General features: G+C 43.2%; 1 protein-coding gene and 2 pseudogenes. 1 reads left to right on the forward strand and 2 read right to left on the reverse strand.

All coding sequences use genetic code 11. The features are described 5' to 3' along the window. On the forward strand, positions 1-1,629 hold a 1,629-nt coding region (gene dxs / locus FNZ24_RS21390; protein WP_153916816.1), incomplete at its 5' end, for a 1-deoxy-D-xylulose-5-phosphate synthase. A 133-nt stretch (positions 1,630-1,762) separates the two neighbouring features. On the opposite strand, the pseudogene grpE reads toward dxs, so the two are convergent. Then, positions 1,763-1,939 (reverse strand): annotated as a pseudogene (gene grpE, locus FNZ24_RS21395) (nucleotide exchange factor GrpE); the annotation flags it as partial. A 2-nt stretch (positions 1,940-1,941) separates the two neighbouring features. After that, positions 1,942-2,150: pseudogene (locus tag FNZ24_RS21400) on the reverse strand (chemotaxis response regulator protein-glutamate methylesterase); the annotation flags it as partial.

Genomic DNA, 2,150 nt, shown 5'->3' on the forward strand with positions numbered 1-2,150 from the left:
CAGGCATACCCGCACAAAATTCTCACTGGGCGTCGCGACCAGATGCACACCATTCGTCAGAAAAATGGATTGCACCCTTTCCCATGGCGTGAAGAAAGTGAATACGACACATTTAGTGTTGGTCACTCAGGTACTTCTGTCAGTGCAGCATTAGCCATGGCTGTTGCAGCTGAAAAAGAGCAGAAAGATCGTAAAGTCGTTGCTGTTATCGGTGATGGTGCAATGACTGGCGGCATGGTGTTTGAAGCCATGAACCATGCTGGTGATTTGCACAATGACATGTTAGTTGTTTTAAATGACAACGAGATGTCAATCTCTGAAAATGTCGGCGCATTAAATAATCACTTAGCTCAGCTAATGTCAGGCCGTTTTTACACCACCATTCGTGAAGGTAGTAAAAAAGTGCTCAAGGGCATGCCTGTTATCAAAGAGATGGCGAAACGAACTGAAGAACATCTCAAAGGCATGGTAGTACCGGGGACTTTATTTGAAGAACTTGGCTTCAACTATATTGGTCCGATTGATGGTCACGATGTTGATTCTTTAGTCGAAACATTGCGAAATATGCGCGACCTTAAAGGGCCGCAAATATTACATATCATGACTAAAAAAGGTCGTGGTTATGAACCCGCTGAAAAAGATCCTATCGGCTGGCACGCAGTACCTAAATTTGACCACACCCAATTTAGAAAACCTAAAGCCAAACCTAGCTCACCGACCTTCTCACAGGTGTTTGGTAAGTGGTTGTGTGATGTTGCTAAAGAAGACGAAAAGCTGTTAGCCATTACACCCGCTATGCGTGAAGGTTCGGGTATGGTCGAGTTCTCGCAAAAATTCCCTAAACAGTATTTTGATGCCGCGATTGCAGAGCAACATGCTGTCACCTTAGGCGCTGGATTCGCATGTGAAGGCTTTAATGCTGTTGTGGCAATTTATTCTACTTTCTTGCAACGTGGTTACGATCAAATCATTCATGATGTGGCCTTACAACGCTTGCCGGTATTATTTGCCATTGACCGTGGTGGTATTGTGGGCGCAGATGGCCCAACTCACCAAGGCGCATTTGATTTAAGCTTCTTACGCTGCGTACCTAACATGGTGATAATGGCACCTTCTGATGAAGATGAATGTCGTCAGATGCTATATACAGGTTATCGTTATAAAGCAGGTCCAACTGCTGTGCGCTATCCTCGTGGCAGTGCCACTGGTATTGAGCAAACAGAAGTGATGACCGAAATACCAATTGGCAAAGGCGTCATTAAACGTCAAGGCTCTAAAATAGCGATTGTCAATTTTGGTACAACCTTATCAGCAGGCCTTGAAGCAGCAGAAGCGTTAGATGCTACCGTTGCCGATATGCGTTTTGTTAAGCCACTTGATGAAGCCCTGCTAGCTGAGCTTGCTAATAGCCATGATATTATTGTCACGCTTGAAGAAAACGCCATTATGGGCGGCGCAGGTAGTGGCGTGATTGAAGCACTTCAAAAAATGAAAATCATTAAACCAGTTTTACAAATAGGTTTACCTGATGAGTTCATTAAACATGGTGCACCTGATGAAATTATCCAGGAGTTAAGATTGGATGGTGCTGGGGTACTTGCACAAATAAACGAGTACATCGGCGAATAATTAATGCTAATGAAATCATAAAAAAAGGACTGCCATGGCAGTCCTTTTTTATTGCAGCATTTATCATGCTACGACTTATTCACTATGCTCTATGCACTAACCACTATCACTATGCGCTTTAATGCTTAATGCATTAAGCTTGAGTATCTACGCTTGGTCCGCCTTGAGAAACCATAACCATAGCAGGGCGTAATAAACGAGAGTTTAATGTATAGCCTTTTTGCATCACTAACATCACAGTGTCTTTCGGGTATTCAGCACTTGSTTGCATACCGATAGCTTGATGATGCTCAGGGTTAAACGCGTCACCTATAATGCTTTAACTCTTTGCTGTAAGAGTTTAATCGCATCGTCTTTATTTGAGGCAATGTCTTCAAAGCGCTTAGGTAGAAAAYCTAATGCGCCTGCATCTAATGCATCTAGAGTCGCTTGCGCTCCGTCATGAGTTAAAGAAGAAAACATCAATATTGGAGTTGGATTTGACGCCATTATTTCACGAACGGCAGTAATACCGTCCATTA

The organism is Shewanella sp. TC10, from assembly GCF_009663145.1.
Classification (GTDB): Bacteria; Pseudomonadota; Gammaproteobacteria; order Enterobacterales; family Shewanellaceae; genus Shewanella.